Raw genomic sequence first — 26156 nt, forward strand, 5'->3', positions numbered from 1 at the left:
GCATCCATCATGTCGCCCCTCCGTATCCTTCCCCTGATCGCCCTGGCGCTGCTCGCCGGTTGCGACCTGCTCGGCACCGAGGCCGCCGAGAAGACGGCGGCTCTGAAAGAAGCCGACGGCAAGGCCATTGGCAGCGCCTGTCGGCATGCCGGGCGGGCCATCGAGGATTGCTACGCGCTCAATGCCAAGGCGCAGCGCGCTGCCGTCTTTGCCGGTTGGCGCGAGATGGACGAGTACATGCGCGAGAACAAGCTCGACGCTGTGGCGCCGCAGATACAGCGGCCGGGCAGCAAGCCGGTCGAATCGGAGGTCGCGAAGACCGATGCAGCGGCGCCGATCCCGGCTGAACCCAAGGCAGACAAGCGCAAGTCACATACGTCCTGAAGCGCCAGCGGCGTTTTGCGTCACGCAAGTGGTGGCCGCTGCAGGGCGGTGAGACCGCCCGACCGGTGGGACAATCGAGCGCATGTCGATGCCCTCCCTGCGCTCCGTGCTGCGTCACCCGGCCTACCGCACCGGACTGGGCGAAATGGCCGGGGTTTCGCTGGGCATCGCCGCCTGGGGATTGGTGACGGGCGTCGCGATGGTCAAGGGCGGTCTGTCGGTACCGCTCGCCCTGTTGATGACCTTCACGGTGTTCGCCGGCAGCGCGCAGCTCGCCACCATCCCGCTGATCGCCCTGAGCGCGCCGGTCTGGGTGATCTGGGCCACGGCCTTCTGCGTCAACCTGCGTTTCGTGATCTTCAGCGCGCAGTGGCGCCCCTATTTCATGCGCTTTCCCTTGAAGCAGCGCCTGATGCTGGGCTACTTCTCGGGTGACCTCAACTATGTGCTGTTCATGCGGCGCTATGCGGTGCCTCCGACGGACGGCGATGTGCCGGAGGGGCAGATCGAGTACTTCTGGGGATCTGTCAGCGCGAACTACCTCGCCTGGCAGATTCCCTCGGTGATCGGCATTCTGCTGGCGGACGTGGTGCCTACCCACTGGGGGCTTGGCTTCGCCGGTACGCTGGCCCTGCTCGGCCTGACCTATTCGCTGGTGTCGGACCGTGCCACGCTGCTGGCGGCGGTCGTGGCCGGGGCCGCAGCTGTCGCGGCCTTCGCGCTGCCGTTCAAGCTCTACATCGTCGTGGCGATCGCCGCGGCCGTGTGCATCGGGCTGATGATCGATGGCGGTGACGACGCCGGCCGTCGGCTTCGTGCCTGGCTGGATCGCACCGGCGCGCGCCGTCTCGACGCCCACGCGCGCGACAAGGAGTGCGTCGCTTGAGCACGGGTGAGTTCCTGCTCACGATTGCCGGGCTCACGGTCATCACCGTGGTCACCCGCTCGTTCTTCTTCCTGTCCGACCGCGAGCTGGCGCTGCCCGACTGGGTAAAGCGCGGCCTGCGCTACGCGCCGCTCGCCGCGCTGGCCGCGGTCGTGGTGCCGGAGATCGCCATGAGCCAGGGACAACTGATCGCCGAGCCCTGGCATGACGCCAGGGTCTATGCGGCCGCGGCTGCGACGGCCTACTTCTTCTGGCGCCGCGGCATTCTGGGCACCATCATCACCGGCATGGCCGTGCTGCTGCCCCTGCGCTTGGTGCTGGGCTGGTAGTCCACGGCGGCCGGAACGCGCGCCACTCGCCATTCCCTTCGTTTTCCCCACCATCCGAGGAGTCAGTCTTTGAAGGTTCTGCGGTTCTCCGATCTCATCCAGCAAGGTCGCGTCGCCGGCCAACGTGTCTTCATCCGGGCCGATCTGAACGTGCCGCAGGACGACGCCGGGCGCATCACCGAGGACACCCGCATCCGCGCCTCGATCCCCTGCATCGAGATGGCGCTGGCGGCCGGTGCGGCCGTGATGGTGACCTCGCACCTGGGCCGTCCGACCGAGGGCGAGTTCAAGGCCGAGGACTCCCTGGCGCCGGTCGCGCGCCGTCTGGCCGAGTTGCTGGGCCGCAAGGTGCCGCTGCTGCAGGACTGGACCGGCGGTGTCGAAGTCGCGCCGGGTGAACTGGTGCTGCTCGAGAACTGCCGCGTCAACAAGGGCGAGAAGAAGAACGACGAAACGCTGGCCCGGAAGATGGCCGCGCTCTGCGACATCTTCGTGCACGACGCCTTCGGCACCGCGCACCGCGCCGAGGCCTCGACCTATGGCATTGCGCAGTTCGCCAAGGTGGCCTGTGCCGGCCCGCTGCTGGCGGCCGAGATCGACGCCATCACCAAGGCCCTGAAGAGCCCGAAGCGCCCGCTGGTGGCCATCGTGGCGGGCTCCAAGGTCAGCACCAAGCTGTCGATCCTGAAGTCGCTGGCGGCCAACGTCGACCAGCTGATCGTCGGCGGCGGCATCGCCAACACGTTCATGCTGGCGGTCGGTCTGTCCATCGGCAAGTCGCTGGCCGAGCCCGATCTGGTGGATGAGGCGCGCGCCATCATCGACATGATGAAGGCGCGTGGCGCCGCGGTGCCGATCCCGATCGACGTGGTCGTGGCCGACGAGTTCTCTGCCATCGCACGCGCCAACAAGGTGACCGCCACCGAGGTGCGGCCCGATGACCTGATCCTCGACATCGGCCCGCGCACCGCGGCCGAGCTGGCCGGCATCATCGCGCGCGCCGGCACGGTGGTCTGGAACGGGCCGATGGGCGTGTTCGAATACGACCAGTTCGCCGGCGGAACGCGCACGCTGGCTGCGGCCATCGCCCATTCGCCGGCTTTCAGCATCGCCGGCGGCGGCGACACACTGGCGGCGATCGCAAAGTACGGCATCGAGAAGGACATCGGCTACATCTCCACCGGTGGCGGCGCCTTCCTCGAGGTGCTGGAGGGCAAGACCCTGCCGGCCTTCGAGATCCTCGAGCAGCGGGCCGCCGGCTGAGCGGCATGACGACACGGGGCGCTGCGGCGCCCCTCGCTTCATCGGAATCTTCTTCACATGACCATGCACCGCGCCACCAAGATCGTCGCCACCCTCGGCCCCGCCTCGTCCACGCCCGACGTGCTTGAACGCATGATCACCGCCGGCGTCGACGTCGTCCGGCTGAACTTCTCGCACGGCAGCGCGCAGGACCACATCGCACGTGCCGCCCTGGTGCGCGAGGTGGCGCAGCGCGCCGGCAAGGAGGTCGCGATCATGGCCGATCTGCAAGGGCCGAAGATCCGTGTCGGCAAGTTCGCGCAGGGCAAGGTGATGCTGGAGCCTGGCGCGGCGTTCGTACTGGACGCCGCCCGCAGCGAGCCGGGCGACCTGCAGGCGGTCGGCCTGGACTACAAGTCGCTGCCGCGCGACGTGAAGCCGGGCGACACGCTGCTGCTCAACGACGGACTGATCGTGCTGACCGTCGACAAGGTGATCGGCGAGGCGGTGCACACCGTCGTGAAGATCGGCGGCGAGCTGTCCAACAACAAGGGCATCAACAAGCAGGGCGGCGGCCTCACGGCGCCGGCGCTGACCGCGAAGGACATGGAGGACATCAAGACCGCGATGAGCTTCCAGTGCGAGTACCTCGCGGTCAGCTTCCCCAAGAGCGCGACCGACATGGAGATGGCCCGGCAGCTGGCCAACGTGGCCGGTGAGCCGTGGCGTCACAAGCCGGCGCTGATCGCGAAGATCGAGCGCAGCGAGGCCATCCCCGTGCTCGAGCAGATCCTCAAGGCTAGCGACGGCATCATGGTGGCGCGCGGTGACCTCGCGGTCGAGGTCGGCAACGCCGCGGTGCCGGCGTTGCAGAAGAAGATGATCAAGCTCGCCCGGGAGCTCGACAAGGTGGTGATCACCGCGACCCAGATGATGGAGTCGATGATCGTCAACCCGGTGCCGACGCGCGCCGAGGTGAGCGACGTCGCGAATGCCGTGCTCGACGGCACCGATGCGGTGATGCTCAGCGCCGAGACAGCGGCCGGCAAGTACCCGGTCGAGACCATCGAACAGATGGCCGCCATCGCACTGGCAGCCGAACGGGCCGAGGACGTGGCGCTGGACGCCGACTTCACCAACAAGCGCTTCGGCCGCATCGACCAGAGCATCGCGATGGGTGCGCTGTTCACCGCCCACCACCTGGGCTGCAAGGCGATCGTCGCGCTGACGGAATCGGGCTCGACGGCGCTGTGGATGAGCCGCCACAAGATCCACGTGCCGATCTTCGCGCTGACTTCGCAGCAGACCAGCCAGCGCAAGATGACGCTGTATCGCAACGTGCGTCCGCTGCTGATGCCGTCGTACACCGACCGCGACGAGGCCCTCGCGAAGGCGGAGGCGCTGCTGGTGGACGGTGGCGTGCTCAAGCCGGGAGACACCTACGCCATCACGTGCGGCGAGCCGATGGGCTACCCGGGCGGTACCAACATGCTCAAGGTTTGCCGAGTCGCCTGAGCAAGGGGGTCACGGACGGTCTCCGGCGCCGATCGGACGCCTAAAATCAGGGTTTCGCGGGCTCGCCGTCCGGCCTGCCGCTCCTTTCGCTGTCGACTTTCGGAGATCCCCATGCCCCTCGTTTCCATGCGCCAGCTGCTCGATCATGCCGCCGAGCAGGGCTATGGCATCCCGGCCTTCAACGTCAACAACCTCGAACAGGTGCAGGCCGTGATGAGTGCCGCCCACGAAGTCGGTGCGCCGGTGATCCTGCAGGCCAGCGCCGGTGCGCGCAAGTACGCCGGCGAGAACTTCATCAAGCACCTGATCCAGGCGGCGATCGAGACCTGGCCGCACATCCCGCTGGTCATGCACCAGGACCACGGCCAGAGCCCCGACGTGTGCCAGGGCGCCATCGACCTGGGCTTCAGCTCGGTGATGATGGACGGCTCGCTGCAGGCCGACGGCAAGACGATCGCCAGCTACGACTACAACGTCGAGGTGACCCGCAAGGTCGTCGACATGGCGCACAAGCTCGGCGTGACGGTCGAAGGCGAACTCGGTTGCCTCGGCTCGCTCGAGACGATGAAGGGTGACAAGGAAGACGGTCACGGCACCGACGCCACGATGACCGTGGAGCAGTTGCTCACCGACCCTGAAGAGGCGGCCGACTTCGTCAAGCGCACCCAGCTCGACGCGCTGGCCATTGCCATTGGCACCAGCCACGGCGCCTACAAGTTCACGCGCAAGCCCACCGGCGACATCCTGGCGATCAAGCGCATCAAGGAGATCAATGCGCGGATCCCCAACACCCACCTGGTGATGCACGGCAGCTCCAGCGTGCCGCAGGATCTGCTGGCCGAGATCCGAAAGTACGGCGGCGACATGAAGGAAACCTACGGCGTGCCAGTGTCGGAGATCCAGGAAGCCATCAAGTTCGGCGTACGCAAGATCAACATCGACACCGACATCCGTCTTGCGATGACTGCGGCGATCCGCAAGTTCTTCGTCGAGAACCCCGGCAAGTTCGATCCGCGCGAGTACCTGAAGCCGGCAACGGCCGCGGCCAAGTCCATCTGCAAGCAGCGCTACGTCGAGTTCGGCTGTGAGGGTCAGGCACCCAAGATCAAGGGCGAGACGCTCTCCGTGGTGGCTGCCAAGTACGCCAAGGGAGAACTCGCCCAGGTCGTTCAGTAAGTCTTCACAGTCTCCTCGTCACCGCGCCCCGCCTCAAATGTCCGCCACCACTCCGCTGCTCGAAAGCCGTCTGCAATCGCTGCCTCTGCTGGCGCGCGGCAAGGTGCGCGACAACTATGCGGTCGGCAGCGACCGCCTGCTGATGGTCGCGAGCGACCGGCTCAGCGCCTTCGACGTGGTGATGGGCGAGCCCATTCCGGGCAAGGGCGAGTTGCTCACGCGCATGGCGCTGTTCTGGTTCGCGCGGCTCGGCCACATCGTGCCCAACCATCTGACCGGGGACGCTCCGGAAAGTGTGGTCAGCGCGGCGGAGCGGTCCCAGGTCACGGGCCGCTCGATGCTCGTCAAGCGCCTGAAGCCGCTGCCGGTGGAAGCCGTGGTGCGCGGCTACCTGGCGGGCTCGGGCTGGAAGGAATACCAGCACAACGGCCAGGTCTGCGGCGTGAAGCTGCCACCCGGCCTGAAGAACGCCAGCAAGCTGCCGTCGCCCATCTTCACCCCGGCCACCAAGGCCGAGATGGGTGAGCACGACGAGAACATCCCGTTCGAGCGCATGGTCGAGATCATCGGTGCCCCGCTGGCCGAGCAGGTGCGGCGCGTGGCGATCGCGCTCTACGAGACGGCGGCGGCCTTCGCCCTCGGCAAGGGCATCATCATCGCCGACACGAAGTTCGAGTTCGGCCTCGACGAAGCCGGCACCCTGACGCTGATGGACGAGGTACTGACGCCCGATTCCTCGCGCTTCTGGCCGGTGGAAGGCTATGCCGAGGGCATCAACCCGCCGAGCTACGACAAACAGTTCGTGCGTGACTGGCTTGAACAGGCCGTGGTCGACGGCCGACCGTGGAACAAGCAGGCGCCGGCCCCGGCGTTGCCGGCCGACGTGGTGGCGCGGACGGCAGCAAAGTACCGCGAAGCCCTCGAACGCCTAACGGCCTGAACGGCACTTGGCTCCGAGCCGGCCCTGCATGAACTCGCGCTTGCTAGCCCAACTAGACGCTGCGATCGCGCAGACGGCGAATCCGGTCGAAGCCGATGTGCTGCGTGCCGAGCGGGTCGGATTGCTGGCGCGCGAAGGCCGCGTCGACGAGGCGCGCAGTGCCTTGACGACGTTGCAACGGCGGCACCAGTCGCGGCCCGATGCGGCCACCGCGGCCGCCCTCTGTCTGGCCGATGCGATGGTCGATTACTTCAGCGACCTGAGCGGTCAGGCGCGCGTCAAGCTGCAGCAGGCGCGGGCACTGAGCCTGTCGGCCAACCGCATGCCGCTGCAGGCCGTGAGTCTGGCCTGGATGGCGCATCTCGATTACGTGCACTCCGACATCGACGGCATCGCCCGCAACGCTTCGCAGGCGCTGCGACTCGCCGCGCCCGACCATCACTCGGCCCGCTCGCGGGCCTGCCTGGTGGTCGCGATGGCCTATCACTACGGTGGCCGCATCGACAGGGCGCAGGGCTGGTACGCGAAGGCGCGCCAGCACGCCAGCGCGGAAGGCGACGCGGCGACCATCAGCGCGCTGATGCACAACATGGCCGCCCTGCGCAGCGACCAGGCTCGCATGGCCGCCGTGTTCGCCGACGACGCGAAGCAGAGCGACGTGGCGCTGCAAGCGCTGACGGCGGCCGAATCCTCCAGTCACTTCGACGATCGCATGGGCGGCACCGCGCTGGCCGTGTTGCGGCCGATCCTGCGCGCCCAGACGCTGGTGACGCAGTCGCGCTATGCCGAGGCACTGGTGCTGTTCGAGGCGCATTTCGGCGATGCGCTGGCCACCGGCCTGGGCCGCCTGGAGTGCAGCCTGCGCGCGGATGTCGCCTGGTGCCGTGCCAAGCTGGCGCAGCCCGCGCACGCGCGCGAGCAGGCCAAGGCGGCGGTGGCCGCGCTTCGGCCGGAGTGCGATCTGGACGACGTGGCATTGACGCACGGGCGGCTGGCGCAGGTCCACGAACTGCTGGGCGAGCCCGAGGCCGCTGAGCGGCACGGCCGCCTGGCCCAGGAGCACTGGCAGCGCCATGTCGCCGAGAAGGCGCTCATCGTCGCCGTGCTGGACGCCACCTTCGGTACGTCCGCAAGCCCCGGCTGAGGGCAGCGGCCGCCCGGCGGCGGGGTCAGGTAAAAATCAGAACAGCACCATGCTGAGCTTGCGGCGGTAGCCGTCGATCACCGGGTCGCTGGCCACGGCGGCGGCCTTGCCGGCGATCTCCAGTGTTCCCTTGGCCTCGGCAGGCGAGGCGACCTTCGGCGGAGGCTTGCTCAGCAGCTCGAGGATGGCGACATAGAGCTTGCGCGCACGCTCGTCGGACCAGGCCTTGTCGCGCATCAGGATCTCGAGCAGTTCGTCCATCGCTTCGGTCGGCCGCTGGGCGGCGAGCAGCGTCTGCGCCAGCTCGAAGCGCGCCGCGAAGTCGCGCCTGTCGGCACCGATCGCCGCGGCCAGCGCCTCCGGCGAACGGGCCCGCTCGGCTGCCTCGCAGGCGTCGAGCCAAAGGCCCAGCGCGCTGGCGCGTGCGTCGACGATCGCCTTCGGCGCCAGCGGCTCGTACACGCGGCGCGCGTCGGCGGTGCGGCCGGCCTCCAGCAGGCGTTTCACGTAGTCAGCGCGGATCGCGTCGTCGCCCGGCGCGATCGCCAGGGCGTCGGACAGCTTGGCGAGCGCGGCATCGTTGTCGCCCTCGGCGGCCAGTTGCTCGGCCTCCAGGGCCTCCTCTTCCGCCGCCAGTGCGTCTTCGCTCGGCACATGCTTGTCGAGGAAACTGCGGATCTGCGCCTCCGGCAGCGCGCCCACGAAGCCGTCGACCGGCTGGCCGCCGACGAACATCACGCAGAACGGGATCGAGCGCACGCCGAAAGCCTGGCTCAACTGGCCTGCGATGTCGGGCTGGTCGTCGCTGTTGAGCTTGGCCAGCGCGAAGCGACCCGCGTAATCCGCTTCCAGCTTCTCCAGCACCGGGCCGAGCGACTTGCACGGTCCGCACCACGGCGCCCAGATGTCGAGCAGCACGGGGGTCTGCATCGACGCTTGGATCAGCTCGGCTTCGAAGTTCTGGAGGGTGATGTCGATCATCTGAGTCAGTTGGGGTCGCCGGCCGCAAAGCCAAGCGCCGCCTACAATTTGGGGTTTTCCGGAACCGGAGCGGCTGTGAACGCAGCGATTCCCCTGATCGGCGTGGTGATGGGCTCCAGCAGCGACTGGGACGTCATGCACCATGCGGCCGATATTCTGACCGAGTTCGGCGTGCCCTTCGAAGCGCAGGTCGTCTCGGCGCACCGCATGCCCGACGAGATGTTCGCGTACGCCGAGGCGGCGCGCGGGCGCGGGTTGCGCGCCATCATCGCCGGCGCCGGCGGTGCGGCCCACCTGCCCGGCATGCTGGCGGCCAAGACGCCAGTGCCGGTGCTCGGCGTGCCGGTGCCCAGCAAGCACCTGCAGGGCGTCGATTCGCTGCATTCGATCGTCCAGATGCCCAAGGGCGTGCCGGTCGCCACCTTCGCGATCGGCGTGGCCGGCGCGGCCAACGCGGCGCTGTTCGCGGTGGCCCTGCTGGCGCACGATGATCAGAGCCTGCGCGAACAGCTCGATGCCTGGCGCGCCCGCCAGACCGAGGCAGCGCGTGCGCAAAGCGCCGCCTTGTCGAAGCACTCACCCTCCTGACGTCTTGGCCGGCCCGCGACGGTCGGTCCCGCTGAAAGCTCCGCCGATGTCGAGCCACCACAAGACCCTTCTGCCCGCGGCCGTTGCCGCCGGTGCCCAGGCCAGCACACTCGGCGTGATGGGCGGCGGCCAACTGGGCCGCATGTTCGTGCACGCCGCGCAGCGCCTGGGTTACTTCACCGCCGTGCTCGACCCGGACGTGGCGAGCCCGGCCGGCCTCGTGTCGCACGTGCATGTGCAGACCGACTACCTCGACGAGCAGGGCCTGGCGCAGATGCTGCAGCGCTGCGCCGCGATCACCACCGAGTTCGAGAACGTGCCGGCCGGCGCGCTCTACACGCTGGGGGCGCACCTGCCGGCGGCGCCGGGCGCCGAGGCGGTGGCGGTGTGCCAGGACCGCGCGCGCGAGAAGCGGCATTTCGAGCAGTGCGGCGTGCCATGTGCGCCGCATGCGCTCATCGAGACGCCCGAGCAGCTGGCCGGGGTCGATGCGGCGTTGTTGCCGGGCATCCTGAAGACCGCTCGCCTGGGCTATGACGGCAAGGGCCAGCGCCGCGTGGCGACCCGCGCCGAGCTCGCACTCGCCTGGGACGAACTCAAGCGCGCGCCCTGCGTGCTCGAGAGGCTGCTGCCGCTGGCCTTCGAGATCAGCGTGATCCTGGCCCGCAATGCTGACGGCGAGCTGGTCTCCTTGCCGGTGCAGCAGAACCTGCACCGCGACGGCATCCTGGCGGTGACGCAAGTCCCGGCGCCGAACGTCCCCGCGGGGCTGTCCGCAGCGGCGCGCGATGCGGCCGGTCGCATCGCCGAAGGTCTGGGCTACGTCGGTGTGCTGTGCGTCGAGTTCTTCGTGCTCCAGGACGGCACGCTGGTGGTCAACGAGATGGCGCCGCGGCCGCACAACTCAGGCCACTACAGCATCGATGCCTGCGACGTGTCGCAGTTCGAACTGCAGGTGCGCTGCATGACCGGGCTGCCGCTGGTCGCGCCGCGCCTGCATTCCCCGGCGGTCATGCTCAACCTGCTCGGCGACCTGTGGTTTGATGCCGACGGCCGCGAGCGCACGCCCGACTGGGCCGCCGTGCTGGCGCTGCCGGGCGCGCACCTGCACCTGTACGGCAAGAGCAGCGCCCAGCGCGGTCGCAAGATGGGTCACCTGACGCTGACTGCCGACACGCCCGAGGCAGCGCGCGCGACCGCGCTGCGGGCGGCGGAGCGGCTCGGCCTGCCGGCGTTCTGAAGAACATGCCGCGGCTCGACGGTCATGCCCCCGAGGCGGTCGCCGAAGCCGCCCGGCTGCTCGCGGCCGGACACCTCGTCGCCTTTCCTACCGAAACGGTCTACGGCCTCGGCGCGCGAGCCGACGACGATGCGGCCGTCGCGAAGATTTTCGCCGCCAAGGGCCGGCCGACCGACCATCCGCTGATCGTGCACGTGGCCGATGCCGCCGGAGCGCAGGCCTTTGCGGCCGAACTGCCGCCGCTGGCGCAGCGGCTGATCGCCGCCTTCTGGCCCGGGACGCTGACCGTGATCGTGTCGCGCCGCGCCGGCGTGGCTGCTGCCGCTTCTGGTGGGCAGCCCAGCATCGGCCTGCGCTGCCCCTCGCATCCGGTGGCCCAGGCGCTGCTGCGCTCGGCTGCAGCGCTCGGCGTGCCGGGCGTCGCCGGCCCCAGCGCCAACCGCTATGGCCGCGTCAGCCCCACGCGCGCGGCGCACGTCGAGGGCGAGTTCGATGCGGCGCTCGTGGTGCTCGACGGTGGCGATTGCGAAGTCGGCATCGAGTCCACCATCGTCGACTGCACGCGCGGCCATCCGGTGCTGCTGCGCCCCGGCGTACTGCCGCGCGAGCGCATCGAGGCGGCAGCCGGCGAGCGATTGCTCGATGCCGCCGACGCGCTGGCCGGCAGCGCGCCGCGCGCGCCCGGCACGCTGGCCTCGCACTACGCCCCGCGCGCCACGCTGCGCCTGATGCCGGCCACCGCGCTGCGCACGGCGCTCGAGGTGCTGCCGACCGATGCCCTGCCGAAGCGGGGTGGCAGCAGGCTGGCGGTATATTCGCGCAGCGTGTCACCGCCTTCGCGCCTCACAGCGCGGCGGATGCCGGACGATCCGGCAGCGGCGGCGCACGAGTTGTTTTCCGTGCTGCGCGAACTCGACGACGAGGGCGTGCAGTTGATCTGGGTCGAAGAGCCGCCCGCCGGTCCCGCCTGGGAGGGCGTCCGGGACCGCCTGCAACGCGCGGCCGCGCCCTGAGCGCGCCGACCCTCACCCCCTGGCCTGTGGAGTTGGAGTGAGCATGACTGTTGGGAAAGCTTGCGTGCGCGGACTGTCGCGCGCGCTGCGGGTGTCGATGCTGGTCGGCCTGGGCGCCGTGCTGTCCGCGTGCGGCGGGGGTGATCGCGTCAGCAACTTCTCGCCGCAGCGTCTGATCGTGTTCGGGGATTCATCCAGCGTCGTCGCCGGCGGCAACCTGACCGACGTCAATGGCGGCACGGTCACCGCAGCGGCCGGGGCGAAGTTCTCGGTGAATGCCCAGGCCGTGGACTCGACCGGGGCGGCCACCGGCGCGCTCGACTGCAACAGCTACCCGATCTGGGTGCAGGCCCTGGGCTTCCATTACGGCATCGGCTTTGCCGAATGCAATACCTTCACGGAGACGACGCCGCGCGGCAAGATCTACGCGCAGGTCGGTGCGGCAGTGGCCGATCTGTCAGCGCAGGTGGCGCTGGCCCGCGCCGATGCGGGAGGCTTCCGGTCCACCGATCTGGCGACGGTGATGATTGGCCAGCAGGACATCCTCGACGCCTACGCGCAGTACCCGACCAAGACCGGCGCGGAAGTGATCGCGCTCGCCGAGGCCGCGGGCGAAACCCTGGGGCGCAACATCAATGCGCTGGCGCAGGAGGGGGCCCGGGTGCTGGTGACGACACTGCCGTTCCAGGGCAGCACTCCCTTCGGCGTGGCCCAGGACCTCATCAGCGGCGAGCGTTCCACGCTGCTGACCGACATGACCAAGCGCTTCAACGCCGGCATGCGCGCCACGCTGCTCAACGACGGCCGGTTGATCGGTCTCGTGCAGGCCGACGCGCAGATCAACCTGCTGGTCAACAACCCCAGCAACTACGGCTACGTCAGCGTCTCGGCTGCGGCCTGCAGCACGCCGACGGCGATCTCCTGCACCGCACCCACGGCCGGCACGACCACCGTGCCGTCCGTGCCCGGCACGCTGGTGACCGGCGCCACGGTATCCAATTACCTGTGGGCCGACGATCGCCACCTGGGCGCCAACGGCCAGTCCATCATTGGCAGCCTCGCGATCGATCGGGCGGTGAACAACCCGTTCTGATCCGTCCATCCCGAGGCCGGTGGGGCCCGGTCGCCTGCCACGGCCGGGTTTCTCCGCTGGGGCCCGACATCGCCTGCACTTACAGTCTGCCGTCAAATAGAACGGTCGTTCTATTTCTGGCGAACGGGCGCACGGCGTCCGCGGGGAGGCTGTGATGAGAAGCTTGCGAATCCGTGTGGGAGCCTGGCTGCTGCCGCTGCTGCTCGTGGCATGCGGCGGCGGCGGCGACGATGCACCGAGTTATTCGAGCGTGGTCACGTTCGGCGACAGCCTCAGCGATGTCGGCACCTACCGCACCGCCGGCATGGCGGCGCTCGGTGGCGGCAAGTTCACCGTCAACGATGGGGATATCTGGGTGGAGCTGGTCGCCAAGGACCGCGGCCTGACGCCACCCTGCGCGGCGGAGATCGGTCTGGAGTCATCGGGCGCGGTAGCCAGTCTGGCCCAGGCCAGCAGCTTCCAGGACGCCTGCTTCGGTTATGCGCAGGGCGGTGCGCGGGTCACCAACCCGATCGGACCGAACAACAAGGCCTTGCTGCTGCTCGGCAGCCCGGACGGGCAGTACGGGCAGCTCACCGTGCCGGTGGCCACCCAGGTGGCGCGCCACCTCGCCAAGGTCGGAGGGCGCTTCAGCGGCGGCGAACTGGTCTTGGTGCTGGCCGGCGGCAATGACGTGTTCATGAACCTCGCGGCGGTCGGTGCGGCGCAGATCACGCCGACCGATGCCGTGGTCGCGATGGCCACGGCCGGCGGTGAACTGGCGGCTTACGTGCGGTCGCAGCTGGTCGGCAACGGCGCGCGCCACGTGGTGGTCGTCAACCTGCCCGACGTGAGCCAGACGCCGTTCGCGTACTCGCTGGCCGCCCCGACCCAGGGATTGATTGCGCAGATGTCGATCGCCTTCAACGTGTCGCTCGCCAACGGCCTGAACGACGCGTCGGGCGTGCTGCTGGTCGACGCCTACTCACGGGGTCGTGAGCAGGTCGCCAACCCGGGCACCTTCGGCGTCACCAACGTCACGACACCGGCCTGCGATCTGGCGGCGACGGCGCTCAACGGCTTCGTGCTCGGTTCGCTGGGCTGCAGCGAGACGACCTTGATCGCCGGCGACGTGTCGCACTACCAGTTCGCCGACGGCGTGCACCCCACGCCCTACGGCCACCAGCTCCTCGCGAACTACGTGCTCGACCGCATGAGCGCCGTCGGCTGGCGCTGAGCGCCGCCACGGCCGCGCCGGGGCGGCGCTCAGCGCCCGTTGTCCTCGGCCGCCCATTGCACCAGCGCGTCGAGCACCGGCCGCGCCGCGCCGGCGCTGGGATGGTTGACGATGGCGACGAAGGCGTAGCGCCGCCCCGACTGCCCGAGCACGTAGCCGGCCAGGCCCATCGCATCGCGCAGCGAACCGGTCTTCAGGTGGGCGCGGCCGAGCGCGGCGCCCCAGTTGCGGCCCGGCCGGCGCGCCGTGCCGTCGATCCCGGTCAGCGGCAGCGAACTCATCAGCTCGGGCATCACCGGGCTGGCCCACAGCGCCTGCAGCCAGGCGCCCAGGCAACGGGCGCTGCTGCGGGACTGGCGCGACAGGCCCGAGCCGTTGTCGATCGAGAACTCGCCGTCTGTGCAGCCGGCACGGCTGCGCACCTGAGCGCGCACCATCTCGCGCGCGGCATCGGCCGTGTTGCCTGCGGGCGTTTGTGGCGTCGACACCTCCCCCGTCGCGACCGTGGTCGCCGAAGCCGGCAGCGGCAGCGTGCCGGCGGGGATCAGTCCGAGGCTCAGGAACAGCTGCTGCGCCATCACGTTGTTGCTGAACTTGTTGATGTCTCGCACCACCGCCGCCAGCGGCGGTGACGTGGCCTCGAACAGCGGCTGTGCCGCGACGGGCGCGGGGCCGTTGCGCACGCTGCCGGCCAGCTGCCCGCCGACCTCATGCCAGGCTTCGGCGATCAGCCGCACGTTGTAGCTGCCCGGCTCGGCGTAGGCGACAGGCCAGGTCTTCTCGCCGCAGCTCACAGGGTAGAGGCCGGTCAACCGGATGCGTCCCGGGTCGTCGAAGGCCGGCTTCAGGCTGCCGCGCCAGTCGCCGCAGGGGCCGGACACCATGGGCACCGCGCTGTCGATCTGCACGCCGGCCAGGTTGACGTCGGTGCTGACGCGGGCCACGCCGCGCGACGGCTCGGGAACGAAGCGCAGCGTGACCGACTTGTGGTTCAGCAGCAGCGCATCGGGCCGCACGTTGTAGGGCCGGAAACGTTCGCCGTCGAAGTCGGCCGGATCGCCGGCGTCGGCGCCGTTCAACATGAAGGCACTTCCGTCGAGCACGATGTCGCCGCGGATCTCGTGGATGCCGCGTTGCCGCACTTCGCGCAGCAGCAGCCACAGCCGTTCGATCACCAGCGTCGGGTCCCCGCGGCCCTGGAGGATCAGGTCGCCCTGCAGCACGCCGTCCACCACCTGTCCGGTGGTCAGCACCGGCGTGGGCCAGGTCCACGCCGGCCCCAGCAGCTCCAGCGCCACGCCGGTCGTGTAAAGCTTCATCAGCGAGGCCGGGTTGACCGGCTGTTGGGCGCGGTGCGTCAGTCGCGGCAGCCCGCGGGGCGGGCCTGGCGGCCCGAGCTCGATGATGTACGCGACCAGCGCATCGGCGGGCAACTGCGCTCGCTTCAGCGCGGTCTGCACGGCGGCCGGCAGGTCGTCCGGGGGCAGGGCGTTCGGCGCTGCCATCGCCGTGCCGCCGACCAGGGCCGACACCCCCACGACGCAGCGCCACAGGAGATTCGGGCTTCGGATCATGCTGCGATGGTAGCGGGCGGCTTGCCGGCGACGTGGCCGGGCCCGAGGCCGCCGCTACACTGAGGCATGGACTCCCGAGTCGGCCCGCAGCCTGGTCCGCGGACCACCGGAGTTGACGAGGTCAACGCGGCCGCGCCGCGCGTCGGCCCGTCGGTGCCCTCTCCTTTCGATCGTTCCCGCGGAGCCCGCTCATGACGCCGCGCCTGCTGGTGCTCGATACCGCCACCGAAACGATGCACCTCGGCCTGTGCCGGGGCGAGCAGACCTGGGTGCGCGCGCTGCCCGGCGGCGCGCTCGCCTCGGCCAGTCTGCTGCCGGCCCTGATGGCGCTGCTGGCCGATGCCGGACTGGGCCTGCGCGAACTCGACGCCATCGGCTGCGGACGCGGTCCGGGCGCCTTCACTGGCGTGCGCGCGGCCTGCGCGGTGACACAGGGACTGGCCTTCGGCGCGGACCGACCGGTGTTGATGCTCGATACCTTGATGGCGGTGGCCGAAGACGCCCACCATCAGGGCGCCGCCGACGATCTGTGGGTGGCGGTCGACGCCCGCATGGGCGAGACCTATGCCGCGCGCTACCGCCGCAGCGCAACGGGCTGGACTGTGCTCGAAGCCCCGGCCCTGCATGCGCCGGCCGCGCTGGCCGCACGCATTGCCGGCGAGACGCCGCAGGTGCAGGTCGCCGGCAGCTCGCTGGTTGCGCATGCCGAGGCCTGGTCGGGCCTGCGCGGGGCCTGCTGGCCCGACAGTGCCCCGCGGGCGGCGGCCCTGCTGGTACTGGCCCGTGTGGCGTGGGCGCGCGGTGAACAGGTCGACGCTGATGGCGCATTGCCGCTCTACGTGCGCGACCGGGTGGCGCAGACCACTGCCGAGCGGATGGCGCAGCGCGACGTGCAGGCGGCGGGCAGCGGGGTGCCGTCGTGAACGCCGTGCTGCAGCCGCCGCCGCGCAGCCTGAGCATGCTGACGGAGAACGACTTCGACGAGGTGATGGTGATCGAGCAGGCGATCTACGACTTTCCCTGGACGCGCGGCAACTTCCTCGATTCGCTGCGGGCCGGCTACCCGGCCGAGGTGCTGCGCACGCCGCAGGACGGCGTGGTCGGCTACTTCGTCGCGATGTTCGGCGTCGACGAAGTGCACCTGCTCAACCTCAGCGTCGCGCCGGCCCTCCAGCGGCGTGGCCATGCGCGCTACATGCTCGATGCCCTGCGCTCGATCGCCCGCGCGCACCGCGCCTCGCAGCTCTGGCTCGAGGTGCGCATTTCCAACCTGAACGCACGCGGCCTGTACGAGCGCTACGGCTTCCGCAATGTCGGCCTGCGCCGTGGCTACTACCCGGCCCGCGGGCGGGCGCGCGAGGACGCGGTGGTGATGAGCCTGCAGATTCCAGAGGCGGTGCATGGTCTGGGATGAACGACAGGCCGCGATGCTGGCGGAGATGGGCATCCGTGTGTGGCAAGCGCCTGCGGCTGCGGCTTCGCCCGTGATCGATGCGAAGGTCGAGGCAGCGGTCAGCCCGGTCGCCGCCGCCTCGCCCGCCCCGGTGGTACCGCGGGTCGCCGTCGCACGCGGTGCCCGCCCCGAAGATGTCGAGGCGATGGACTGGCCGACCCTGCGTGCCGCCGTCGCCGGTTGCACCGCCTGCGGGCTGTGCCGCGGTCGCACGAACACGGTGTTCGGCGTCGGGCACACGCAGGCGCACTGGATGGTCGTCGGCGAGGCGCCGGGCGAACAGGAAGACCGCCTGGGCGAGCCCTTCGTCGGCAAGGCCGGGCAGTTGCTCGACCACATGCTGCAGGCCCTGGGCCTGACGCGCCGGGCCGAAGGCGAGGGACTGCAGCCGGCGCAGCAGGTCTACATCGCCAACGTGCTGAAGTGCCGGCCGCCGATGAACCGCAATCCGCAGCCCGAGGAAGTGGCGCAGTGCGAGCCCTACCTGGCCCGCCAGGTGGCGCTGCTGCAGCCGCGGCTGATTCTCGCGATGGGCCGCTTCGCGGTGCAATCGCTGCTGCAGACCGGTGAACCGATCGGCCGCCTGCGGGGCCGGATCCACCAGTACCAGGGGGTGCCCGCCATCGTGACCTATCACCCCGCCTACCTGCTGCGCAACCCGGCCGACAAGGCGAAGGCCTGGGACGACCTCTGTCTTGCGCGCGAGGTGATGCGCGGCGCGCGCCCCTGACGCCGGCACAGGCTGCCGCAGGGTTCGGCCGAATCGACCGGCTGCCCCGGCGCGCCTACCCTCGGCCATGGGCGCCGTTGTGCCAAGGCTCACCGAGGACCCGTGCTCCTGGGACGATCTGCCGAGCGCGGTGCTGCTGCTCGCGCGCGACGGTCGGGCATCGCACGCCAATGCGGCCTTCTGCCGGCTCATGGGCCTGGGCGCCGAGGCCGCACGGGGCGCGGGCTGGCAGCAGCTGCTGACCGACCCGGACCGTGCCACGCTGCTCGGTGCGCTGGCGCAGGGCGAGCACCTGTCGCTGCCGCTGCACCTGTGCAGTCCGGGGGAGCACGACGGGATACAGCGCGAGGTCTGGGTCGATTGTGTCGCGCAATGGCGGCCGTCGCGAGGGTGCTGGGTCTGCGTCCTGCACGACGTCTCGGCAACGCGGCAGGCCGAGCGGGTGGCCAGCGTCCAGGCCGAGCAGCTCCGGTTGCTCGCCGACAGCGTGCCGGCGCTGATCGCCTGCTACGACGCGCGGGAACAGCGCTGCCTGTTCGCGAACCGGCCGTATGCGCTGACCTTCGGGCGGGACGAGCAGTCCATCCTGGGCCTGCCGATCGCCGAGGTGATCGGCGAGGCCGCCCTGCGGCGGATCCGGCCGCAGCTCGACACCGTGCTGGTCGAACAGCGTGCCGTGGCCTACGAGCGGCAGCTGGTGCGCGCCGATGGCCGCACGCAGTGGGTCGAGGTGCACCTGTTGCCGCAGCTCGCCACCGATGGTCGGTTGATCGCCTTCTTCGTGCTGATCTCGGACATCTCCCGCCACCGGCTCGCCGAGCAGGCAGTGCGCGAATCGGAGGAGCGGCTGGGCAAGTTCATGCAGGCCAGCGCCGAGGGCATCGTCTTCCACAAGGGCGGGGTCATCACCGATGCCAACGCCCCGATCGGCATGCTGGTGGGCTACGGGCTCGACGAGCTGATGGGGCGCCGCACGCTCGACTTCGTCGCACCCGACCAGGTGAGCAAGGTGGCCGCGGTGATGAGTTCGGGCCAGGAGACGACCTACGAGAGCGCGCTGATCGACAAGTCGGGCCGGCGCATCCCGGTGGAGTTCATCGTCCGCACCATGATGCGAGGCGACGAACGGCTGCGCATGACCATCGTGCGCGACCTCCGCGACCGCCATGCCGCGCAGGCGCACATCCATCACCTTGCGCACCACGACGCACTGACCGGGCTGCCGAACCGCCTGGCCTTCATGGCCGAGATCGACCAGCTGATGGCACGGGCCGCCGCGTCGCGCGAGGCGCTGGCGCTGCTGTTCATCGACCTCGACCACTTCAAGCGCGTCAACGATTCGCTCGGCCACCTGGCGGGCGACGAGCTGCTGAAGACCGTGGCCCAGCGGATCGGCGCCGTGCTGCGCGCCAGCGATGTGGTGGCGCGCTTCGGCGGTGACGAGTTCATGGTGCTGATCGGCGGCGGGCCGCGCCTGGAGGACGTGGCCGACGTCGCCCGCAAGCTGCTTGCGGCGATCGAGGTGCCGCTGGACGCCGAGGTGGGGCGCTCGATCTCGGTCACGCCGTCGATCGGCATCGCGATGTTCCCCGGCGACGGCATCACGCCGGCCGAGCTGATCAAGCATGCCGACACCGCGATGTACCGCGCCAAGGCGCGCGGGCGGGCCACCTACCAGTTCTTCGATCCGACGCTCGCCAGCAATGCCTACGCGGCGCTGGTGCTGGAGGGCGAGCTCGCGCAGGCGCTGGAGCGTGGCGAGTTCGTGCTGCACTTCCAGCCGCAGGTGCGGGCCGGCGATGGCGTGCTGGTCGGCGCCGAGGCGCTGATCCGCTGGCAGCACCCCGAGCGCGGGCTGCTGTTGCCCGACCAGTTCATCCCGCTGGCAGAGCAGCAGCGCCTGATGCTGCCGATCGGCACCTGGGTGCTGCACGAGGCGGCGCGTGCGGCGCGCCGCTGGCATGACGACGGCCTGTGCGCTGTGCCGGTGGCCGTGAACCTGTCGGCCGTGCAGTTCCAGGCGCCCGACTTTGTCTCGACGGTCGCGCAGGCGCTGGCGGGCGCCGGGCTGCCCGGCCGCCTGCTCGAGCTGGAGCTGACCGAGCGCATGCTGATGGACGAGCTGCCCGAGGTCAGTGGCCGCCTGGCCCAGCTCAAGGCGCTGGGCATCCGCCTGTCGGTCGACGACTTCGGCACCGGCTACTCCTCGCTCGGGCACCTCAAGTCGCTGCCGATCGACAAGATGAAGATCGACCGCTCCTTCGTTGTCGACCTGCCCGAGGCGCGCGGCTCGGTGGCCATCGCGCGGGCCATCATCCAGATGGCCCGCAGCCTCGGCATCACCGTCATCGCCGAAGGCGTCGAGACCGAGGCTCAGCGGGCCTTCCTCGCGCGCGAGCAGTGCGATGAGCTGCAGGGCGAGGCGATCAGCCCGTCGCTGTCGCTGCAGGCTTTCGAAGCCTGGGCCGGACGCGAGGCGAGCGGTTGACCGCGCTGCGGGCCTTGTCAGCGGCCGCGCTCGAGGTAGCGCTTGCGGCGGAAGTAGACGACCAGCGTGACCGCCAGCGCGGCCATCAGCACCGTCGTGACCCAGATGCCGGTGCTGCTGTGCACCAGCGGCAGGAAATCGAAGTTCATGCCGAAGAAACCGGTGATCAGGTTCAGCGGCATGAACACGGCCGTCAGCACGGTCAGCGTGCGCATGATCTCGTTGGTGCGGTTGCTCTGCGCCGAGAAATGCATCTGCACCGCGCTCTCGGCCGAGCTCTCCAGCCGTCGAACGTGGCTCAGCACGCGTTCGATGTGCTCGAGCACGTCGCGCGAGCGCACGCGCAGCAGCTCGCGCTCGCGCTGCGCGGCGGGCTCGGTCTCATCGGGCCATTCGTCGAGCGCGTCGGTCCATTCGGAGATGGCGCTGCGCTGATCCTCGCAGATGTCCTCCAGCGCATGCAGCGCGTTGCGCGAATCGAGCAGCACCTGCCAGTCGTTGAAATGACTGCGCGGACGGAACAGCTCCTGCTGCAGGTAACCGAGCTGGCGCGTCAGCAACCGTCGAAGCTCGAGGTAGCTGTCGACCATGTGGTTGACCATGCGCAGCATCAGGTCGGCCGGGCTGGCCGGCATGCGCGCGCCGGCCGCGCGGGCGTCGCTGCCCTGGCTGGCCAGAGACAGGCGGTTCGCGAAGAAGTCGCGCACCTGGCAGTCGGTCGGGTGAACGCTGATCAGCACGCGGTCGAAGATCGCGAAGCCGACTGGGCTGGTGTCGATCGCCTCCAGCGCGCGCTTGGCGGTGGCCAGCGTGCCCTGCTGCTCGTCGAGGAACAGGCTGCTGCTGCCGCTGCCCGCCGCGAGGCGGCGGAACACCATCACGTCGTACCACGACGTGTAGTCGAAGTGCGAGGGCAACTGGTTGTTGAGCAGGTCGGCCACATGCAGATCGACCAGCTGGCCGCCGGTCCAGCGCTGCAGCGCGCCCTGCAGCATCGGGATGCCGACCTCGAACTCCCGCCGAGCGCTGCCGATCCAGAGGTAGCCTGCGGTCGGCAGCGTGTCGGGCAGCTCGCTCAGCTCGGTGAACTGGTCCGTGCCGACGTGGAAGATCCGCATCGCGCCGTCACCGCGCGTTCAGGGCCCGCGCGGCGTCGAGCGCGAAGTAGCTCAGCACCCCGTCGGCACCGGCCCGCTTGAAGGCCAGCAGCGACTCCATCATCACTGCCTCGCCATCGAGCCAGCCGTTGGCGGCGGCGGCCTTCAGCATCGCGTACTCGCCGCTCACCTGGTAGGCGAAGGTGGGCACGCGGAACTCTTCCTTCACACGCCGCACGATGTCGAGATAGGGCATCCCGGGCTTGACCATCACCATGTCGGCGCCTTCGGCGAGGTCCAACGCCACCTCGCGCAGCGCCTCGTTGGTGTTGCCCGGATCCATCTGGTAGACCTTCTTGTTGCTCTTGCCCAAGTTGCCGGCCGAGCCGACGGCGTCGCGGAACGGGCCGTAGAAGGCGCTCGCATACTTGGCGCTGTACGCCATGATGCGGGTGTGGATCAGGCCCCGGGCCTCCAGCGCGTCGCGGATCGCGCCGATGCGGCCATCCATCATGTCGCTCGGCGCGACGATGTCGACGCCGGCCTCGGCTTGCACCAGGGCCTGCTGCGTCAGCACGGCCACCGTCTCGTCGTTGAGGATGTAGCCGGTGGCGTCCAGCAGGCCGTCCTGGCCGTGCGTGGTGAAGGGGTCGAGCGCCACATCGGTCAGCACGCCCAGCTCCGGGAAGCGGCGCTTGAGCTCACGCACGACGGTGGGCACCAGGCCCTCGGGGTTCATCGCTTCGCGGCCGTCCTCGGTCTTCTTCGCCGCGTCGATCACCGGGAACAGCGCCATCACCGGAATGCGTTCGCGCACACAGGCCTCGGCCAGCGGCAGCAACCGGTCCAGACTCAGGCGCTGCACGCCGGGCATCGAGGCCACGTCGTGCACCTGGTTGCTGCCGTCGAGCACGAACACCGGCAGGATCAGGTCCGACGCGGTGAGGGCGTGCTCGCGCACCAGCGCACGGGTGAAGTCGTCTCGGCGCAGGCGGCGCGCGCGCGTGGCGGGGAAGCGTTGGGGGTAGGAGCTCACGGGCGTGACCGGGTGGAGGGGCACAAGGCCGAAGGAAGGGTGTGGCGTCGATCGAGAGCGGCCCGCGCGCAGAGCGCATCTGACAGGAAAACGCCGGCCGGGCGCTGCTAAAATTCTCGTCGAATGATACGTCGCAAGGCGTTCATTCCCTGCTTCACCTCCCTGAGCAGGAGCCTGACCGTGTGACAGCGCCAGGCTTTCAAGCCCCGGCTTTGCCGGGGCTTTTTTATGCCTGGCCGGTGCTCGCGATAATCCCCCGATGCTCTGGATCAAGGCCTTCCACATCGTCTTCGCCGCCAGTTGGTTCGCCGGCCTGTTCTACCTGCCGCGGCTGCTGGTGAACCTGGCCATGGTGCCGGCCGACAGCCACGCCGAGCGCGAGCGCCTGCTGCTGATGGCGCACAAGCTGCACCGGTTCAGTTCGCTGCTGATGATCCCCGCGCTCGGGCTCGGCCTGTGGCTGTGGCTGGGCTATGGCATCGGCCGAGGGCCGGGCAACGGCTGGCTGCACGCGAAGCTCCTGCTGGTGGTCGCGGCCATCGGCTACCACCATGTGTGCAAGCGGCTGCTGCGCGACTTCGAGCAGCACGCCAACCGCCGCAGCCACCGCTGGTTCCGCGTCTTCAACGAGGCTGCGGTGCTGGTGTTCGCCGCGATCGTCGTGCTGGTCGTGGTCAAGCCGTTCTGAGGGCGGCCGGGCGCATGGCCCCGCAGCGCAGCAGTTCGGCCTGGCCCCTGGCGGCGGCCTGCGCCTGCCTGATGGTCTACGCCAGCCTGCACCCGTTCACCGGCTGGGAATGGCCGACCGCGACCGACATTCGCTGGTGGCTGCTCCCGGTGCCCAAGCCGCGTGGCGTGGGGCAGTTCGACCTGGTCAGCAATCTGCTCGCCTACGTGCCGCTCGGGGCGTTGCTGACAGGTGGACTGCTGCGCGGCGGGGGCCGCGCCTGGCTGGCGTTCGCCGTCGCGGTCGGGGTGTCCAGCGGTCTGAGCTATGTGCTCGAGACCCTGCAGCACCTGTTGCCGAGGCGGGTGCCGTCGATCATCGACTGGAGCCTGAACACCGCCGGTGCGGCGCTCGGCGCGGTGCTGATGCTGGTGCTGCACGCGCTCGGGCTGCTCGGCCACTGGCAGCGCTGGCGTGAGCGCTGGCTGCTGCGAGACCGCGGCGCCGGCCTGACGCTGCTGCTGTTGTGGCCGTTCGGCCTGCTGTTCCCGCCGCCGCTGCCCTTCGGACTCGGCCATGTGCTGGACCGCGCGCGCGACCTGCTCGCCGAAGGACTGGAGGACACGGCCTGGGACGGCTGGCTCGGCGCGACCGCGACCGTCAGCGAACCGCTGGCGCCGGGGCTCGAGATGTTGGGCGTGGCAGCCGGCCTGCTGGCGCCCTGCCTGCTTGCCTACGCGCTGACGCGGCCCGGTCCGCGCCGCCTGGTGCTGCCGGCCGGGGCGCTGCTGCTGGGCATCGCGGCCACCACGCTGTCGACGGCGTTGAACTTCGGGCCCGAGCACGCGCTGACCTGGTGGACACCGCCGGTGTTGCCGGCGATCGGTGTGGTGGCCGTCGTCGCCGTGGGGCTGACGTGGCTGCCGGCGCGCGCATCGGCCGCCGTGGCGCTGCTGGTCATCAGTTTCGGCGTGGCGCTGGTCAACATCGCGCCCGGCGACGCCTACTACGCGGCCAGCCTGCAATCGTGGGAGCAGGGCCGTTTCATCCGCTTCCACGGCCTGTCGCAATGGATCGGCTGGCTGTGGCCCTGGGCGACACTCGCTTACCTGCTCGGTCGTGTCGCAGCCCGGGACGAATAGCCTCAAACCTACAATTCCCCGATGAGTTATTACGAGCGTCACATCTTCTTCTGCCTCAACAAGCGCGATGGAGAGGCGGCCTGCGCCGACCACGACGCCGAGGCCGGCTTCGCGCGTTGCAAGTCGCAGGCGAAGGCGGCCGGTCTGATGGGCGCGGGCAAGGTCCGCGTCAACAAGGCCGGTTGCCTGGACCGCTGCGCCGGCGGGCCGGTGGCGGTGGTCTATCCGGAGGGCACCTGGTACACCTATGTCGATGCCCACGACATCGACGAGATCGTCGAATCCCACCTGAAGCACGGCCAGGTCGTCGAGCGCCTGCTGCTGCCGCCCGATGTGGGTCGCTGACGACGTGCCGGCAGCCGGTTGTCCGTTCTCGCGATGAACGTCCAGACGCAGCGACTGACGCTTGGCGGTCCCGCCGGCGACATCGAGTGCGCGCTCGACGCGCCGGCCGGCCCGGCGCGGGCGGTGCTGGTGATCTGCCACCCGCATCCGCTGCATGGCGGCACGATGGACAACAAGGTAGTGCAGACGGTCGCGCGTGCCGGCCTGCAACTCGGCGCGCGCAGCGTGCGCTTCAACTTCCGGGGCGTCGGCGCGTCGGCCGGCAGTTGGGACGAAGGCCGCGGCGAGCTCGACGACGCGCTGGCGGTCATCGCGGCGCAACGTGACCCGGCCTTGCCGCTGTGGATGGCCGGCTTCTCGTTCGGCGGCTTCGTGGCCGCCAGTGCCGCGGCGCACCTGAGCGGCGACGCGCGGCCGCGGCGGCTGGCGTTGATCGCCCCGTCGACGCAGAAGCAGCAGGTGCCCGCCATTCCCGAGGAACTCCAGGCCGACACGCTGGTGGTTCACGGCGAGACCGATGACGTGGTGCCGTTGTCGGCCACCTTCGACTGGGCGCGCCCGCAGGGCCTGCCGGTCACGGTGATTCCCGGCGTCGGCCATTTCTTTCATGGGCAGCTCGCGCTGCTCAAGTCGCTGGTGGTGCGCGGCTGGTCCTCCTGACCGGCGCGCCGCCCGCTCCCGTTTCCCGTTGCAGAGACCCCGATGAAAAGACTGTTCGTTCTTCTGTTCGCCGTCGCCACCGCTCTCACGGGCGTGGCGGCCCAGGCCCAGGCCGTGCAGCCGCCCGAGATCGCGGCGCGCTCCTACCTGCTGTTCGACGTCACCACCAACCAGGTGCTCGCAGCCAAGGACCCGGACAGCCCGATCGAGCCGGCCTCGCTGACCAAGCTGATGAGCGCCTACCTGGTGTTCCAGGCGCTGAAGGACAAGAAGCTGACGCTGACGCAGACGCTGCCGGTGTCGGAGCGCGCCTGGCGCACCGGCATGACCGGTGCCTCGCGCAGCTTCCTGCCGCTCAACAGCCAGGTCACGGTCGATGACCTGCTCAAGGGCGAGATCGTGCAGAGCGGCAACGACGCCACCGTGGTGCTGGCCGAGGGCGTGGGCGGGTCTCTGGAGCAGTTCGTCGCGATGATGAACCGCCAGGCGCAGGCCTTCGGCCTCAAGGCCACCACCTTCAAGAACCCCGAGGGCCTGCCGGCGGCAGGGCACACCAGCACCGCGCGCGACCTGGCGGTGATCGCGACCCGGCTGGTGCAGGACTTCCCCGAGTACCTGCGCTACTCGGTGATGCGCGAGTTCACCTTCAACAAGATCAAGCAGCCCAACCGCAACCTGCTGCTCTACCGCGACCCAACCGTCGACGGCCTGAAGACCGGCTTCACCGACGCCGCAGGCTACTGCATGATCACCACCGCCAAGCGCGACTTCCCGAACGGTCCGCGCCGGCTGATCAGCGTCGTGCTTGGCGCTGCGTCGATGGAGTCGCGCGCCAACGAGAGCCAGAAGCTGCTGAACTGGGGCTATACCGCCTTCGACGCCGTCAAGCTGTTCGACGCCAACCAGGCCGTCGTCAGCCCGCCGATCTGGAAGGGCTCCTCCAGCACCGCCAAGCTCGGCAGTGCCGCGGCCGTCTACGTCAGCGTGCCCAAGGGTGACGGCGACAAGCTCAAGACCGACATCTCGCGCACCGATCCGCTGGTGGCTCCGCTCGCCAAGGGGCAGGTGGTCGGCAGCATCAAGGTCACCGCCAATGGCGCGCCGGTTGCCGAGCTGCCCTTGACCGTGCTGGAGAACGTCGACAGCGCCGGGCTGCTGGGCCGCGCGTGGGATTCGCTGCGGCTGTGGATCCAGTGATGCCGGTGTCGATTCGTACC

Annotated in this window: 26 protein-coding genes; 22 read left to right on the top strand and 4 right to left on the bottom strand. The window is 69.8% G+C overall.

Annotated features, from left to right (window positions below):
• Positions 1-9 precede the first annotated feature (9 nt).
• From MPE_RS01425 to MPE_RS01460, 8 genes are all read left to right on the top strand, one after another.
• Positions 10-384 (top strand): hypothetical protein, encoded by a 375-nt coding sequence (locus MPE_RS01425; RefSeq protein ID WP_011827887.1) that lies wholly within the window; start codon positions 10-12, stop codon positions 382-384.
• An 82-nt stretch (positions 385-466) separates the two neighbouring features.
• A complete protein-coding gene (locus MPE_RS01430) occupies positions 467-1270 on the top strand; it encodes an AzlC family ABC transporter permease (RefSeq protein WP_011827888.1) in 804 nt (267 codons plus the stop codon).
• The gene (locus MPE_RS01435) at positions 1267-1599 is read left to right on the top strand and encodes an AzlD domain-containing protein (protein WP_011827889.1); all 333 of its coding nucleotides are present in this window, start codon (positions 1267-1269) and stop codon (positions 1597-1599) included. The genes MPE_RS01430 and MPE_RS01435 overlap by 4 nt, the downstream gene beginning before the upstream one ends.
• Before the next feature lie 69 nt (positions 1600-1668).
• Complete coding sequence (locus MPE_RS01440) at positions 1669-2862, top strand: phosphoglycerate kinase (RefSeq protein ID WP_011827890.1); 1194 nt, start codon at positions 1669-1671, stop codon at positions 2860-2862.
• A gap of 63 nt (positions 2863-2925) precedes the next feature.
• Complete coding sequence (pyk, locus tag MPE_RS01445) at positions 2926-4356, top strand: pyruvate kinase (protein ID WP_148210992.1); 1431 nt, start codon at positions 2926-2928, stop codon at positions 4354-4356.
• Between the two features lie 111 nt (positions 4357-4467).
• On the top strand, positions 4468-5532 hold the full coding sequence (gene fba / locus MPE_RS01450) for a class II fructose-bisphosphate aldolase (protein WP_011827892.1): 1065 nt from the start codon (positions 4468-4470) through the stop codon (positions 5530-5532).
• A gap of 37 nt (positions 5533-5569) precedes the next feature.
• Positions 5570-6472 (top strand): phosphoribosylaminoimidazolesuccinocarboxamide synthase, encoded by a 903-nt coding sequence (locus tag MPE_RS01455; protein ID WP_011827893.1) that lies wholly within the window; start codon positions 5570-5572, stop codon positions 6470-6472.
• A gap of 40 nt (positions 6473-6512) precedes the next feature.
• Entirely contained in the window at positions 6513-7616 is a 1104-nt protein-coding gene (locus MPE_RS01460; protein WP_148210866.1) for a hypothetical protein, read from the top strand.
• Between the two features lie 36 nt (positions 7617-7652).
• Here the strand turns inward: MPE_RS01460 and MPE_RS01465 are convergent, their stop codons facing one another.
• Positions 7653-8597 carry a tetratricopeptide repeat protein gene (locus MPE_RS01465; RefSeq protein WP_011827895.1) on the bottom strand — a complete coding sequence of 315 codons (945 nt, stop codon included), beginning with the start codon at positions 8595-8597 and terminating at the stop codon, positions 7653-7655.
• Positions 8598-8705: 108 nt separating this feature from the next.
• Between MPE_RS01465 and purE the strand changes: the two genes are divergently transcribed.
• The 5 genes from purE to MPE_RS01490 all read left to right on the top strand — a co-directional run bounded on the left by purE (position 8706) and on the right by MPE_RS01490 (position 13747).
• A complete protein-coding gene (gene purE, locus MPE_RS01470; RefSeq protein ID WP_011827896.1) occupies positions 8706-9185 on the top strand; it encodes a 5-(carboxyamino)imidazole ribonucleotide mutase in 480 nt (159 codons plus the stop codon).
• A 46-nt stretch (positions 9186-9231) separates the two neighbouring features.
• Positions 9232-10425, top strand: a complete 1194-nt coding sequence (locus MPE_RS01475; protein WP_011827897.1) for a 5-(carboxyamino)imidazole ribonucleotide synthase — start codon at positions 9232-9234, stop codon at positions 10423-10425.
• 5 nt (positions 10426-10430) lie between these two features.
• Positions 10431-11438, top strand: a complete 1008-nt coding sequence (locus tag MPE_RS01480; RefSeq protein ID WP_011827898.1) for an L-threonylcarbamoyladenylate synthase — start codon at positions 10431-10433, stop codon at positions 11436-11438.
• Between the two features lie 43 nt (positions 11439-11481).
• Positions 11482-12531 (top strand): SGNH/GDSL hydrolase family protein, encoded by a 1050-nt coding sequence (locus MPE_RS01485; RefSeq protein WP_011827899.1) that lies wholly within the window; start codon positions 11482-11484, stop codon positions 12529-12531.
• 154 nt (positions 12532-12685) lie between these two features.
• Complete coding sequence (locus tag MPE_RS01490) at positions 12686-13747, top strand: SGNH/GDSL hydrolase family protein (RefSeq protein ID WP_011827900.1); 1062 nt, start codon at positions 12686-12688, stop codon at positions 13745-13747.
• A 29-nt stretch (positions 13748-13776) separates the two neighbouring features.
• Here the strand turns inward: MPE_RS01490 and MPE_RS01495 are convergent, their stop codons facing one another.
• Positions 13777-15321, bottom strand: a complete 1545-nt coding sequence (locus MPE_RS01495; protein WP_011827901.1) for a D-alanyl-D-alanine carboxypeptidase/D-alanyl-D-alanine-endopeptidase — start codon at positions 15319-15321, stop codon at positions 13777-13779.
• Positions 15322-15512: 191 nt separating this feature from the next.
• Here MPE_RS01495 and tsaB point away from each other — a divergent pair, with 191 nt between their 5' ends.
• The 4 genes from tsaB (at position 15513) to MPE_RS01515 (ending at position 19992) form a co-directional block, all read left to right on the top strand.
• Positions 15513-16244 (top strand): tRNA (adenosine(37)-N6)-threonylcarbamoyltransferase complex dimerization subunit type 1 TsaB, encoded by a 732-nt coding sequence (gene tsaB, locus MPE_RS01500; RefSeq protein WP_011827902.1) that lies wholly within the window; start codon positions 15513-15515, stop codon positions 16242-16244.
• Positions 16241-16735, top strand: a complete 495-nt coding sequence (gene rimI / locus MPE_RS01505) for a ribosomal protein S18-alanine N-acetyltransferase (protein ID WP_011827903.1) — start codon at positions 16241-16243, stop codon at positions 16733-16735. The genes tsaB and rimI overlap by 4 nt, the downstream gene beginning before the upstream one ends.
• Entirely contained in the window at positions 16722-17504 is a 783-nt protein-coding gene (locus MPE_RS01510) for a uracil-DNA glycosylase (RefSeq protein ID WP_011827904.1), read from the top strand. The genes rimI and MPE_RS01510 overlap by 14 nt, the downstream gene beginning before the upstream one ends.
• A 67-nt stretch (positions 17505-17571) precedes the next feature.
• A complete protein-coding gene (locus MPE_RS01515; RefSeq protein WP_011827905.1) occupies positions 17572-19992 on the top strand; it encodes a sensor domain-containing protein in 2421 nt (806 codons plus the stop codon).
• Between the two features lie 17 nt (positions 19993-20009).
• On the opposite strand, the gene MPE_RS01520 is transcribed toward MPE_RS01515, so the two are convergent.
• On the bottom strand, positions 20010-21110 hold the full coding sequence (locus tag MPE_RS01520; protein ID WP_011827906.1) for a magnesium transporter CorA family protein: 1101 nt from the start codon (positions 21108-21110) through the stop codon (positions 20010-20012).
• Between the two features lie 7 nt (positions 21111-21117).
• Complete coding sequence (gene hemB / locus MPE_RS01525) at positions 21118-22125, bottom strand: porphobilinogen synthase (RefSeq protein ID WP_041929821.1); 1008 nt, start codon at positions 22123-22125, stop codon at positions 21118-21120.
• Between the two features lie 259 nt (positions 22126-22384).
• On the opposite strand from hemB, the gene MPE_RS01530 reads away from it, so the two are divergent.
• Genes MPE_RS01530 through MPE_RS01550 form a run of 5 tightly spaced genes read left to right on the top strand, consistent with a single transcriptional unit; the run spans position 22385 to position 26136 of the window.
• Positions 22385-22813, top strand: coding sequence for a CopD family protein (locus tag MPE_RS01530; protein ID WP_011827908.1), 429 nt, complete (start codon positions 22385-22387; stop codon positions 22811-22813).
• A gap of 14 nt (positions 22814-22827) precedes the next feature.
• Positions 22828-23934: a VanZ family protein gene (locus MPE_RS01535; protein WP_011827909.1), complete on the top strand. Its 1107-nt coding sequence runs from the start codon at positions 22828-22830 to the stop codon at positions 23932-23934.
• Between the two features lie 21 nt (positions 23935-23955).
• Positions 23956-24279, top strand: a complete 324-nt coding sequence (locus MPE_RS01540; protein ID WP_011827910.1) for a (2Fe-2S) ferredoxin domain-containing protein — start codon at positions 23956-23958, stop codon at positions 24277-24279.
• A 33-nt stretch (positions 24280-24312) separates the two neighbouring features.
• Entirely contained in the window at positions 24313-24939 is a 627-nt protein-coding gene (locus MPE_RS01545; RefSeq protein ID WP_011827911.1) for an alpha/beta hydrolase, read from the top strand.
• 42 nt (positions 24940-24981) lie between these two features.
• Positions 24982-26136 carry a D-alanyl-D-alanine carboxypeptidase family protein gene (locus MPE_RS01550; RefSeq protein WP_011827912.1) on the top strand — a complete coding sequence of 385 codons (1155 nt, stop codon included), beginning with the start codon at positions 24982-24984 and terminating at the stop codon, positions 26134-26136.
• The last annotated feature ends 20 nt before the right edge of the window (positions 26137-26156 follow it).

Source organism: Methylibium petroleiphilum PM1 (assembly GCF_000015725.1).
Classification (GTDB): Bacteria; Pseudomonadota; Gammaproteobacteria; order Burkholderiales; family Burkholderiaceae_C; genus Methylibium; species Methylibium petroleiphilum.